The 11,084-nt window shown below is 43.4% G+C and carries 12 protein-coding genes; 5 read left to right on the top strand and 7 right to left on the bottom strand.

The features are described 5' to 3' along the window. Positions 1-794 precede the first annotated feature (794 nt). On the top strand, positions 795-1,415 hold the full coding sequence (locus tag NB463_RS05075; RefSeq protein WP_041853084.1) for a LysE family translocator: 621 nt from the start codon (positions 795-797) through the stop codon (positions 1,413-1,415). 16 nt (positions 1,416-1,431) lie between these two features. Then, positions 1,432-1,698 carry a hypothetical protein gene (locus NB463_RS05070; RefSeq protein ID WP_012842361.1) on the top strand — a complete coding sequence of 89 codons (267 nt, stop codon included), beginning with the start codon at positions 1,432-1,434 and terminating at the stop codon, positions 1,696-1,698. Between the two features lie 61 nt (positions 1,699-1,759). Here NB463_RS05070 and secF read toward each other — a convergent pair whose 3' ends face one another. The 4 genes from secF to NB463_RS05050 all read right to left on the bottom strand — a co-directional run bounded on the left by secF (position 1,760) and on the right by NB463_RS05050 (position 5,941). Continuing rightward, a complete protein-coding gene (gene secF / locus NB463_RS05065) occupies positions 1,760-2,662 on the bottom strand; it encodes a protein translocase subunit SecF (protein ID WP_258431426.1) in 903 nt (300 codons plus the stop codon). A gap of 2 nt (positions 2,663-2,664) precedes the next feature. Further along, positions 2,665-4,503, bottom strand: coding sequence for a protein translocase subunit SecD (gene secD, locus NB463_RS05060; RefSeq protein ID WP_257898009.1), 1,839 nt, complete (start codon positions 4,501-4,503; stop codon positions 2,665-2,667). A 164-nt stretch (positions 4,504-4,667) separates the two neighbouring features. Continuing rightward, positions 4,668-5,147 (bottom strand): hypothetical protein, encoded by a 480-nt coding sequence (locus tag NB463_RS05055; protein ID WP_005397713.1) that lies wholly within the window; start codon positions 5,145-5,147, stop codon positions 4,668-4,670. A 125-nt stretch (positions 5,148-5,272) separates the two neighbouring features. Continuing rightward, positions 5,273-5,941 (bottom strand): SH3 domain-containing protein, encoded by a 669-nt coding sequence (locus NB463_RS05050; RefSeq protein WP_258431425.1) that lies wholly within the window; start codon positions 5,939-5,941, stop codon positions 5,273-5,275. Between the two features lie 103 nt (positions 5,942-6,044). Between NB463_RS05050 and NB463_RS05045 the strand changes: the two genes are divergently transcribed. Further along, entirely contained in the window at positions 6,045-6,593 is a 549-nt protein-coding gene (locus NB463_RS05045; RefSeq protein ID WP_104973894.1) for an ATPase, read from the top strand. Between the two features lie 526 nt (positions 6,594-7,119). Here the strand turns inward: NB463_RS05045 and NB463_RS05040 are convergent. After that, the gene (locus NB463_RS05040) at positions 7,120-7,743 is read right to left on the bottom strand and encodes a class I SAM-dependent methyltransferase (RefSeq protein WP_258431424.1); all 624 of its coding nucleotides are present in this window, start codon (positions 7,741-7,743) and stop codon (positions 7,120-7,122) included. A gap of 5 nt (positions 7,744-7,748) precedes the next feature. Further along, positions 7,749-8,204 (bottom strand): Lrp/AsnC family transcriptional regulator, encoded by a 456-nt coding sequence (locus NB463_RS05035; protein WP_031780652.1) that lies wholly within the window; start codon positions 8,202-8,204, stop codon positions 7,749-7,751. A 148-nt stretch (positions 8,205-8,352) separates the two neighbouring features. Here NB463_RS05035 and NB463_RS05030 point away from each other — a divergent pair, with 148 nt between their 5' ends. Next, the gene (locus NB463_RS05030) at positions 8,353-9,279 is read left to right on the top strand and encodes a DMT family transporter (protein ID WP_258431427.1); all 927 of its coding nucleotides are present in this window, start codon (positions 8,353-8,355) and stop codon (positions 9,277-9,279) included. A gap of 94 nt (positions 9,280-9,373) precedes the next feature. Continuing rightward, positions 9,374-10,036: a flagellar brake domain-containing protein gene (locus tag NB463_RS05025; protein ID WP_046875881.1), complete on the top strand. Its 663-nt coding sequence runs from the start codon at positions 9,374-9,376 to the stop codon at positions 10,034-10,036. Positions 10,037-10,038: 2 nt separating this feature from the next. Here NB463_RS05025 and NB463_RS05020 read toward each other — a convergent pair whose 3' ends face one another. Continuing rightward, positions 10,039-11,076, bottom strand: coding sequence for a DUF2955 domain-containing protein (locus NB463_RS05020; RefSeq protein ID WP_046875880.1), 1,038 nt, complete (start codon positions 11,074-11,076; stop codon positions 10,039-10,041). Positions 11,077-11,084: the final 8 nt, after the last annotated feature.

The following is an 11,084-nucleotide window of genomic DNA, read 5'->3' as shown; positions in this document are numbered from 1 at the left end:
TTATAAAATGGTTAATTCTTTATAAGTCATTGTTTTAAATAAAAATAAAGTTAAACACAAGCTTATCAGAACATAACTTTAAGCATTATTTATCAATAGGTTACATACCGAACAGTGGACGTTACATCATCTCATGATTTCAGATACTACTCTCATGCTCAGAGTTGTTCTCTACAAATACGATTAGAATAATAATTCAAATATCAATATAAGCAATTGTCAGTAATATCATTTAATTACTAACTTAAATGATATTACTGACAGTATAAAATTAATTTTATATTTATAGTTTTACTTATGAAAACTGGTATATTTAGAGTGTAAAAAATAGAAGAAAACGTCTCATTTTGGTGCAGTTCGCACTATTATGACGCAGCAATTAAAAAATAATTTCAGTTTTATTTTAAATATCCAAATAACATCAATTAACTAGCATTTAACGTATCGAATCACTTTTAATCTATTGAAGTACCGGTACGGTGCAATATTCGGTGGTACCATCTCCTAAAGCAATCATCTAGATTCTTTAACCCAAGTAAATTGATGTTATACCCAAATGACGTCAAGATGCAGAAATCGTGTCAGTGACATGCTCCGCAGGGCGAGTTGCCTTATCCCACAGCCTTTGTTAACGATTTTTGATTTAGAACCACTAGATCTTCAAATCGTTGCCGTGCCTGTGAGCCAAGTCATTCTCGCTGAACCTAGCACCTTGAGGTTATTTGGGGATAGTATCCTTTATCAATTTGCACTATCTTTGTGGCTTCTATCAAATCACTTAGTTATCAACAAACATGAATCTTGCATTGCTCAGTATGTTCATCCCTACCTTCTTTTTTGTCTCAATTACACCAGGAATGTGCATGACGCTCGCCTTAACGCTAGGAATGAGTATCGGTTATCGCCGCACATTATGGATGATGATTGGTGAACTCGTCGGTGTCGCGCTGGTTTCAGTCTCGGCAGTACTAGGGATCGCAGCGATCATGCTCAACTATCCTTGGATGTTTATCGCACTAAAGTTTATTGGTGGCGGCTACTTACTCTATCTTGGTGTAGAAATGTGGCGATCTCGAGGTAAGTTAGCAATAAATGTCGATAATTTGGAGACACCCAGAAGTGGTAATGTCGCGCTCATCATGCAAGGCTTCGTTACCGCTATCGCAAACCCAAAAGGCTGGGCATTTATGATTTCTCTGCTGCCGCCTTTTATCGATCAAAATGCGGCTCTTGCTCCACAGCTGATCGTGCTTGTCTCCATCATCCTTCTTTTTGAGTTCATTTGTATGTCTCTGTATGCCACGGGTGGTAAAGGACTGAAACGCGTGTTGGGTCAATCAAAGAATGTGCGTCTGATGAACCGTATCGCGGGCACTTTAATGATGGGGGTTGGTGTTTGGCTATTACTGAGCTAAAGCAACGCTGGAAATGATGAAAAATATCCTAAGAAAAATTACGCGAAACATAAGTGAAGTATTAGATTTTCAGGCCCGGGTTTGGGTCGTAAACGTTTATGCTGGAGAACACAAAGGCGAATCTTACGTTGTAAACGAAGACAGCTTTTCCGAGCCATTGCAATGGATGAAAAAGAAAGGTTATCACACATCCATGCTGCGCCTGGTTGAATCGATGAAGCGCTCTCAAATCATTGAGTTCGATTTAGGTCACGTCAAACACCGCCTGATGCGTGTGAAATAGCACAAAGTAAAACGCCACTCAAACTGAGTGGCGCAAGCACTTTTACCTTCAGCACCTCGCATTACGGCGCGGTATCAATCTCAACAGGCAAGTAATGCTTCGGTTCGAGCTTGAACAGTTCAGGTAATACGGTACCAATGGAAATGGAAGACCATGTACCTGATAGCACACCAATAAACATCGCTGTTGAGAAACCCGCTAGCGGTGCTCCCCCCATAATCCATAGTGCACCAACAGTAATCAGTGTTGTGCCTGAAGTCACCATCGTTCTAGAGAACGTCGCGATGACAGCCTGGTCATTGATGTCTTCCATTTTCCAACTTTGTTTCGCGATCAGTAGCTCACGAATTCGATCTGAAATGATTATCGAATCATTCAATGAGTAGCCTAAAATTGCCAATACGGCAGCAAAAACCGTTAGGTTGAATTCCATTTGGGTAACGGCAAAGAAGCCGAGGACGACAATTACGTCATGAGCCAGAGCAAATACAGAGCCACTCGCTAGGCGCCACTCAAAACGGAAACACAAGTAACCAAGGATGCTCAGCACACAAATCAATAGTGCTAAACCGCCTTGATCAAACAAATCCTGACCAACTTGAGCACCAACAATACTGTTGCTGACGACATCAACTTGATGTGAAACTGGCTTTAATACTTCTTCCACACTTGGCAGAGTTTGTCCTTCTTCTGGGGCGGAGTAGCGAATAAGCCAACGACCATCTTCACCTGTGCGGGTGATAGAGGTTGATTCACCAAGTTTTGGTTGCAGTGCATCAAGCAGATCGTGGTTGGTTAACGACTTATCGACTTTCACTTCTGTCACCATACCACCAGTGAAATCCAAGCCAAGATTCAACCCTTTAAAGCCCAGAGCACCAAGTGCGATCACCGTCAAAACGATAGAAACTAGCGTAGTAAAGTGGCGAATTTTACGAATATTTTGTTTTAGCATTTCGACCATGATTAAACCCTCACATCACGACGGGCATCTCGGCCCCAAATTAAATTGATCATTGCTCGAGAGGCAAATACGCCTGTAAACATACTGGTTAACAAACCTAATCCGAGTGTTAAAGCAAAGCCTTGGATTGGACCGTTACCGATGGCGTATAAAATCACGGCGGTGATCATGGTAGTAATGTTGGCATCAAGGATGGTCGAGAACGCGCTATCAAAACCCAGATCAATCGCTTGAGCGAAACTGCGGCCTTCACGCATTTTGTCCTTAATACGTTCGAAGATAATAACGTTGGTGTCCACTGCCATACCAACGGTTAACACCAACCCTGCAATACCTGGAAGCGTTAGTACCGCACCTGGTAACAAGGCAATTAGGCCAAGCAAACAAAGCATGTTGGCACAAAGCGCCACATTCGCCACCCAACCTAAGCGGCGGTACCAAAGGGCCATAAAGGTCAGTGTTAACCCCATACCCAAAGCAAGTGCCGCAAAACCATTTTCAATGTTTTCAGCCCCCAAAGAAGCACCAATAGTGCGTTCTTCTACGATAGTAACCGGGGCTGTTAGCGAACCCGCACGAAGTAATAGCGCTAACTGCTGCGCTTCGTCCATGCTGCCAGCGCCGGTAATACGGAATTGGCTACCAAGTTGAGATTGAATAGTCGCAACGCTGATAACGCGCTCGCTGCGCTCTGTTACGCCACGATCGTTTGTCTTGTATTCGCGATAAACCGTCGCCATTGGCTTGCCAATATGCGTTGCAGAGAAATCACTCATCTTTTTACCGCCCGCGTGGTCAAGCGAGATGTTAACTTCTGACATACCCATATTGTCGACGCCTGCACGAGCATTAACAATGTGCTCACCCGTTAGGACTGGTCGTTTCTCTAGAATAACAGTTCGGCCATCGTTATCTTTCAGCACAAGATCTTGGCCGCTTCGCGCTTGGCTTGCATCTTTCACTTCGTAGAATGCCAAACTCGCAGTGGCACCAATAACGTTTTTCGCTTGTGCTGGGTCTTGTACACCTGGGAGCTCAATACGAATGCTGTCTTTACCCTGACGCTGAACTAATGCTTCCGTAATGCCTAGCTCTTCAATACGACCACGCATAATCTTCAAGTTTTGTTGCAATGTCGTTGATTGGAACTCTTGAATATTCTGCTCACTTGGCTCAAGAACAAAACCGCGAGACGAGCTTTTCACCACCCAACCTGGATAGTTTTGACGCAAGAATTTATTTACTTCAGCCAGGGCGGTATCACTCTCACTGTTTACCGCAATGCGGTTACCACTTTCTGCGCGAATTTGTACACCACGCACGCGCTGATCTCGCAGGCTTGCTTTGATCTCATCGATCAAAGCATTACGTTGCTCCTCAAATGCTTTATTTACGTCAACATTCAAGAGGAACTGTACCCCACCGCGAAGGTCAAGACCGAGTTTGATTGGGCTAAACCCCATCTCATTCAGCCACTCTGGAGCAACAGACACATATGAGAAGGTAATGCTGTCTTCTTTATTTAGCTCATTGTTTAGTAACGCACGAGCTTTGCTTTGCGCATTTTCATCATCGAATACAATGGTCGTTTTGCCATCTTTTTCGATGATTTTGTCTGCTGAGATGTGATTGGTTTTCAGTAGTTGATTCAACTGAACAACCGACATTTCACTGCTGTTTTGGTTTGAAAACGTTAGCTGGATCGATGGTTGCTCACCGAACCAAGTCGGAATCGCGCTTAACGTTAAGATAATGACCGTCGTGATTAATACGACATATTTCCAAGCTGAATAGTGATTCATCAGCTTTCTGTTCTTTTGCTGCTTTGCTGTTTTTTTCATGTAAACATCATCCCTTCACTACGAAGTGAAGCTTTTAATAACAAGGCTTAACACACGACAGATGCCCCCAGAATAAATTCAGGGTATGAAAAGCTCAGGACGGTTACGCCCTGTTGAATACAATCGTCGTGTTAAGAGTGCACAATGGTGCAAATAGATGGTGTTTAGGCAGAAAATTGACTATTGAGTGCGACGTACATTGCGTTGGTCTCTTTCCAACCAGAAATGCGATGATCGCTTGTGAAATGATAAAAAGTGTACTGGTTTTGACGCCAATTGATATCCATCAGGCTGTAGGCATAACCTGCGTCAGCATAGAAAGGCGTGTTTAGGTCACCAACAACGTCAACATGCTCATCATCAAGGCCTTCACGTAAGTGAGAAACCCAACGTTGAGTGTTAAATAGGGCTAGCGTATCGAGTCTTGCATGACCTTCAGAAATCGGAGACTGCGTCGTTTCTTCTGAGACTTCAGAAAAATCGATTGAGGTATTTGCAAAAGCAATACTCGCAACAAATGGTTGCAGCTTAGAAAAGTAAGGTAAATGAGCTTTCTGATCGATTTGCGCAGCAAAAACATGCGCTGGTAGCAATACCATCGCAAGCAGCATAAAAAGCAATTTTTTCAAGCAAATCTGAGACATAAGAACTCACTAAAAACAAAACGAGTCGAGTTTTTTCACTCGACTCGATGATAGTATTCCTATTAATTATGGTTCACAACTAAAAAGTTATAAATCTCTAGAGGCTTTAAACTAAAGGCGCTCTGTTAGCGGTAAAAGATATCGCCTTTATCGACATCTAAATAGATTTTGTTCTCTTGCTCCAAACCACCACAATAAATGAAGTACACATTGCTCTTGTCATAAGTAACCGAACGAACCCAGCCACCGAGCTCTTCAAAATCACTCGGATCACAGGTTTCATCGTCTAACAATTGCTGTGTTTTCTTGCGGAAGATGTCCAAGTGGACTTTTAAATCATCCGACTTCTGCAAATATCCATCCAGTATTTCCAAACGCTCTTGTTCTTTAATAACTGGCTCTGCATCAGATAATCCTTCAGAATTCAACCACTCAGCTTTTTCTTCACCGCCCTCTTCATAAACAAGGTAACCAGAGATTCGATACCAACCATCCACTTTTTCTAACACCGATACTTTTTCTCCCTTATAGAGCGTATCGACAACCAAAGCATTAACATTTGGCTTATTGTAAACATTGATTCGACGCTCAATGACATAGTATTCGGTCACTTCAGGGGGGGCGGTTTCTAAATCCAGAATCGGTTTGGATATTTCTTCTTCCACTGGCGCTTGCTCCACTTGCGCAGCTTTTGGCGCCTCAGGTTCATCTTTCTGCATAAAGAAGAAATAGTATCCAGCACCCGCCCCACCGAGCAACAGTATGACAATCAATGCGATGAGAATTTTCTTCATGTATTTTTCCTTTTCATTCTGTGTTCTTATCTCACCGGCAACACGCATGTCGCGGAAATTTGGGTATATACTCAAAAGGGTCGGTCAACTAACGCGAGCAATAATGATCAACAAACTCAATTGGATACTGTTGCTTCTTCTGTTCCCCATTGTGGGGCACGCCAATATTCAATGTAACCCGTCGTCGTGGAATGACAATCTTACCCAATTCAATCGTTTAGAGTCCAATTACAATAAGCATGTTGAGGTATTCAATGCACTTTTAGCCGAACATAAGCAGCGTCAGTTATTGTCCCAAACCTTTTCCCTACATGAACTCGTATTACTTTGGCGCGCCCGCTCGAACCAAAATGCGTTCAAAACTCAATTAAAAGCCTCCATTCAATATAAAGAAGAACTCACGACTAAAGCTAATGAGTTGATTAAATTGAGCACACAATCTCAATGGTCAGCAAATGGATGGAAGAAACTTGCCCAAAAGTGCCGTGAGTCAAACGAAACTGCCAATCAAATCACTGCGGAGTGGTATAACACCAACGCTTTGCAACTTACCGAGGATTACAAACGCCTTTCTTCACAGTACCAAGCACTAGCGCAACTCTATGATAAAGAAGCGAGATCGCTTCAATACGCTCAAGATGTTTCGAGGTAAAAATCGAGCCCGTTTTGAAAAGACGATGTCGGGTTTTCACTCCAATATTGGACGTTATTCGTGCTTTAATTCCCTCTTTTAGTGATCCCAACGTTATATGTAAAAAATGGGACTGTTCCCTTTTACAAACTTGACTAAACCATGACCAAGAGAGGCAACCTATAGAGACATACGTCACAATAATGCTTTACTTATGGCCAATTTTTGGTTAATTTACCCATTAATAAAATTTAATAAAAAGTCACATTTGGCTGGAGATGATGCTACAACCATGGTTATCAATCGATTAAGTAACAGGGACTGTCCTAATGCTACCAAAGCCAAGTTTTTGTCAGTAGTTAGGCACGTAAAAGAGTTTGGTTCAATCAGCGATTTGGACCTTTGTAAAATCTTCGGAGAAACAATTTGGAGTGATGGGAGGGAATACCATTCAGCTGCGTTCTCATTCAAGGTTGATAGATACACAGGTAACTGTGAAATCTCACAATACAAGCACCAATAAGGCTTAAGAATTTATAAGGCGGAGTCAGGAAACTGATTCCGCTTTTTTGATCATCGCGATCGTAAAGTCGTGATCGGAATAACCCTCGATCAATTGTGCGTCTGGACATAGCCATCGGCAATAGCGTAACACCCCAACTTTATTATGCGATGCGAGCATTCTCATGCTCGGCAGCTTTTCTTCATCCAATAAGTTAAACACGCACCCTTTCTCTGCTGCCCGGTACATTTTCTCGATCATCTCAATGGTATGATTTGGATTCGCGGATTGATAGTTCAATGATCCAGAAGCAAAGACATAATCACTACGGGGCAATACCAACGTTGAAAAGTCACCGCATACGAACTCACTTTGAGTACGAAAGTCCCGCTTTCTGGCCTCAGAGATAAACTGTTTTTGCTGATCAATGCCAATATAACTTTGGGGGCCCAGATTGTTGAACTCAATAAACGCTAATAAGTCTCCGTAGCCGCACCCAATATCTAAAAGACTTGAACCGTCTAACGTTAACCCACGGCACAAAGCTTCAAATCGACTGATTTGGCTGTACTTATCTCTCCATCCCAGCGTTCGCGCTCTGTCTGTACCGAACTGTCGGTATCGCTTTCGGTGATAGTGAGCAATCTTAAGTCTATCGAGAAATTTCATCTTTCTTATGCATAAATCGGCAAGCTTCCATTTCCTTTCACTTGTCTAATCGCCAAGTGCGTATGGATATCTTTTACGTTTTCTAATCGTTGTAGCTTTCTAGTGAATGTTTCATAACCAGCGAGATCTTTGCTGACCACTTCTAACAAATAATCATAAGCCCCTGATACAACATGGCACGAGATCACTTCGTCCATTTCAACAACAGCATGTTCAAATTCATCAATCGAAGAAGCTTGGTGGTTGTTCAAACTGACTTCAACAAATACGGTCATCGCAATACCCACCGTGTCTCTGGACACAATGGCTCGATAACCGCTAATTACGCCCTCCTGCTCTAAACGCTTAATGCGTCTTGCACAAGGTGATGCCGATAATCCTACTTTGTCAGCGAGCTCTGCCGTAGTCAGGGTCGCATCCTTCTGCATCAAGTTGATCAGTTGCCTGTCAATTTTGTCCATTTGTCCTTCCATGCCAATAATCACTAACAATTAACACTTATACGCGCTTTATCACCAACATCAAGCTTAATTACGTCAAACTTTGCCTCCCTTTGGCACGAGTTTTATTCAACAATTAACACATCATTTACAAATGGACATGCCGACAATGATATTGGGATACGCAGCTATATTAACGACCTTACTGCTTTGGTCTGGTTTCTTTATTTCTTTAAAAGGGGGCGCAATTTCTAGTTTGCAGCCAGCCGATATCGCGTTAGTTCGCTTTCTAATCCCAAGTTTAATTTTATTACTATTTGTGATTAAGCATAAGCAGGCGCTTCGCGTCGTGCCTAAACGCTACCTAACTGGTGTTGTGGTAGGGAGTGGCCTGCCCTACCTGCTGGTCGTCGGCACAGCTATGCACTTCGCTCCCGTGGCGCACGGCAGTGCATTAGTACCTGGTACTTTGCCATTATTTGTTTCTGCTATCGCGGTGTTGTGCTATCAACAGTCGCTGAGTGCTCACCGCTTAATCGGGCTTTCTACGGTGCTGTTAGGGATTTTCGTATTTCTTCTTTCTAATAGCGGTGCAGAGTACAACTGGTCTCAATTACAAGGCCACATCCTGTTTCTAACCGGTAGCATTATGTGGGCTGTTTTCACCATCAGTGCTCGTGTTGCTAACCTTAATGCGCATGTCTGTGCTGGATTCGTTGCAATCGCGTCTTTGGCACTGCTCATCATTGCGGTTGGCTTCGGATGGGTAGATAGTTACCTAGCGATAACGCCGATCAGTCAGTGGCCGTGGGAAGAATTATTTGGCCACGCGATGTTGCAAGGTGTCGGCGCAGGCTTAATCGCCTCTTTTACCTTTATCTATGCAATCCGAATTATTGGCGCCGAAGCCAGTGCTGCTTTTGGGTCATTAACTCCAGTCGTCGCGACACTTCTTGCCGTTCCAATCTTTGGTGAACAACCAGATTCACTGACTTGGTTAGCGCTGATGCTGGTAACCTGCGGCAGTATTGTGGCAAGCCAAATCTTTATGAAAGATGGAATGAGCCAAACTTATCGCCCACCACTTCACAGATAGCGATAATTTTACAAAAACTTTTGTCCTACTATCTTGAATAACAAAATGGCGTTTTGATAGCCTCGATTTAACCAATAATTAAAACGCCAATGTAATGCCTGCCACTCATACTAAAGATGAACTGCATAGATTCCTCAAACCGGGAATGAAACTTTCGACTAATTTCGAGTTTGGGCCTAAGGACCAGTATACGTATTCCACCACCTATCTTGGGATGAAAGAGAACGCGTATTTGATTCTTGATATACCGATGCGTTTGCTTGAAGAGCAAGTGATGAGAAAACTCCCAAACGCCGATGTCATCGTGCGTGGTGTATCAGATACGGAGTTAGGCCATGTCATTGCATTTAAATCCAGTGTTCTAACAACTGCGGTTCGTCCTTCGCCCCTTTTATTTATTCGAATTCCAGGAACATTTGCAACCAAACCAGTCCGGGAACACGAACGATATAAGCTGCAAATGGATTGTAAGATTGTTCACGCGGGGAATGTTTACGACGGTAACCTTATCGACTTCTCACTGGCAGGTATTGGTATCTCAACCTTTATAGAGCCAGAATTCAACGTTGGTGAAAGTGTCACTATCGACTCTTCTCTAAGTCACTATATCGGAGAAGAAAATCGGTGTGTCATTGCCAACATTAAGAAGTTGGTGAAAGGCTGGGTAATAGGAATTAAGTTTGAAAGCCCAATAGCGATGAGTCACGAGCTAAAAACAGAGTTACTGGAGCAGTCCTTTCTAACCAGTAACGTCTGAACTTACTGCTGGCTAAAGCGCGTCGCCTCAAAGCTGTTGAGCACTCTGTGCACCGCATAGGTCACGAGCAGAGTGACAACAATAGCAAACAAAATACTACTCACGCGATACAGCGCGCTGAACATTAAATCGCCATCCGGAGTAAGGTATTGGCCAAATAAAATACCTAATGTAGTTAATCCGCCAAACCCAGCTCCTGACCCACTAGACTCTTTTACATGCATATAGCTGAACATCATCGCGCCAATCCACAGCAATGGGACGATAAACAGCAAGGTATCCGACCAATCGTATAGTACGAGCTGCCCAGCAATACCAAAGGTTACCCCCATCAAGGTCCCCATTGCTCTTTTGCGCGCATACCCTAAAGCACCGTTCCAATGCATAGGAAACAATAAAAGCAAGGTTGTCGCCTGAGCGGACATAGAATCACTGAGGTCAAATAACTGGAATACAAGGAAAGACATTGTAGCGATACTCGCCCCCATAAGGGCTTCATGACGCATGCGGTGACTCTGTTTAGGCTGAGATGGTTTTGCCGGTGGCTGACGAGGCTCTGCATCAGGGATCAAAAATGTCACGACGTAGGCCACGATCACTGAAATAACGTTCGCTTGTAGGTTGCTGAATATTAGATCATTTAAGTCGGTTGTTGGATAACTCGCAAAATGCAGCATGATGCTTAAGCTCAGCACGCTATTTGCCCCAAACAGGAATAAGCTCCCTTTTGACATACAGGCGAACTTATACAAAAACAACCCGAAGGCGATGATCGTCATCATGCCAGGATGTCCACCAAATAGCCCACCAAGAATACCGACCTCTAATCCGCATACGACCGCTGAAAAAATCAGCTGTCGTGCAGCATGCAGGCTCATGACTGGTACCATTCCAAGTAACAACATCGGTGTTACGGTAAAAAATACGCCATAATTCCAGCCAAAGACCTTACATAAGGTGAAGCCAATGGTCGCGCCAGTTGCAATGCGCAAACACTGACGGAAGTCGTTTTCCGACATGGGATGATCCCATAACTTCATATCGCCTC

The sequence above is a fragment of the Vibrio sp. RM-41-2B genome (assembly GCF_024744415.1).
GTDB classification, from domain to species: domain Bacteria; phylum Pseudomonadota; class Gammaproteobacteria; order Enterobacterales; family Vibrionaceae; genus Vibrio; species Vibrio diabolicus.
Note: the sequence above shows the minus strand (reverse complement) of the source record. Positions and strands in the feature narration are given on the sequence as shown.

Coding starts and splice junctions, on each gene's coding strand:
- NB463_RS05075 (WP_041853084.1), top strand. CDS start 795: ATGAATCTTGCATTGCTCAGTATGTTCATCCCTACCTTCTTTTTTGTC.
- secF (WP_258431426.1), bottom strand. CDS start 2,662: ATGGTCGAAATGCTAAAACAAAATATTCGTAAAATTCGCCACTTTACT.
- NB463_RS05055 (WP_005397713.1), bottom strand. CDS start 5,147: ATGTCTCAGATTTGCTTGAAAAAATTGCTTTTTATGCTGCTTGCGATG.
- NB463_RS05040 (WP_258431424.1), bottom strand. CDS start 7,743: ATGAAATTTCTCGATAGACTTAAGATTGCTCACTATCACCGAAAGCGA.
- NB463_RS05020 (WP_046875880.1), bottom strand. CDS start 11,076: ATGAAGTTATGGGATCATCCCATGTCGGAAAACGACTTCCGTCAGTGT.
- NB463_RS05035 (WP_031780652.1), bottom strand. CDS start 8,204: ATGGACAAAATTGACAGGCAACTGATCAACTTGATGCAGAAGGATGCG.
- NB463_RS05050 (WP_258431425.1), bottom strand. CDS start 5,941: ATGAAGAAAATTCTCATCGCATTGATTGTCATACTGTTGCTCGGTGGG.
- NB463_RS05030 (WP_258431427.1), top strand. CDS start 8,353: ATGATATTGGGATACGCAGCTATATTAACGACCTTACTGCTTTGGTCT.
- NB463_RS05025 (WP_046875881.1), top strand. CDS start 9,374: ATGCCTGCCACTCATACTAAAGATGAACTGCATAGATTCCTCAAACCG.
- NB463_RS05045 (WP_104973894.1), top strand. CDS start 6,045: ATGATCAACAAACTCAATTGGATACTGTTGCTTCTTCTGTTCCCCATT.
- NB463_RS05070 (WP_012842361.1), top strand. CDS start 1,432: ATGAAAAATATCCTAAGAAAAATTACGCGAAACATAAGTGAAGTATTA.
- secD (WP_257898009.1), bottom strand. CDS start 4,503: ATGAAAAAAACAGCAAAGCAGCAAAAGAACAGAAAGCTGATGAATCAC.